Source organism: Thermoactinomyces sp. CICC 10523 (genome assembly GCF_016055105.1).
Lineage (GTDB): Bacteria > Bacillota > Bacilli > Thermoactinomycetales > Thermoactinomycetaceae > Thermoactinomyces_A > Thermoactinomyces_A daqus.
In genome coordinates, this window is sequence record NZ_JAECVX010000050.1 from 1 (window position 1) to 597 (window position 597).

Consider the following 597-nt stretch of genomic DNA (forward strand, 5'->3'; position numbering starts at 1 on the left):
ATGGTGATGAAGCTGACGAACGAGTTGGAAAAAACATTTGGCCCGTTGCCCAAAACGCTGTTTTTTGAGTACAAAACGGTAGACGAACTGACAGGCTATTTCCTGGCGCATTATCGCGAACAGTTGGAGCGGACACTGGGCGCAAGTCCCGCTGTCTCCGCTGCTTTGCCGGAACCGGTGGCTCCGGTGGCGAAAGAGCGCAAAAGCGGCCGGGGGCGGAAGTGGCGTCCCGCTTTCCGCACGGTTCCTGCGGAGAAAACTCCCGAAACCGCGGACATCGCCATCATCGGCCTGGCGGGGCGCTATCCCGGAGCCCGCAATATGCGCGAGTTTTGGCGCAATTTGCAAGCGGGGAAGGACTGCATCACCGAAGTTCCCAAAGAGAGGAGGGAACTCTGGCAATACACGGAGGAACAGGCCCGTGGCATCTGGGGCGGTTTTCTGGAAGAGGTCGACCGGTTTGATCCCCTGTTCTTTCACATTTCCCCGCGGGAAGCGGAATTGATGGACCCGCAGGAACGGCTGTTTCTGGAATGCGTCTATGAAACCCTGGAGGATGCGGGATATACCCGCCGTGCCCTCGGGGCGTACAAGGGA

At 58.6% G+C, this 597-nt stretch carries 1 protein-coding gene; it reads left to right on the top strand.

Annotated features, from left to right (window positions below; translation table 11 throughout):
* The coding region (locus I8U19_RS17135) for an acyl carrier protein (protein WP_198056627.1) at positions 1-597 on the top strand (597 nt) is incomplete at both ends.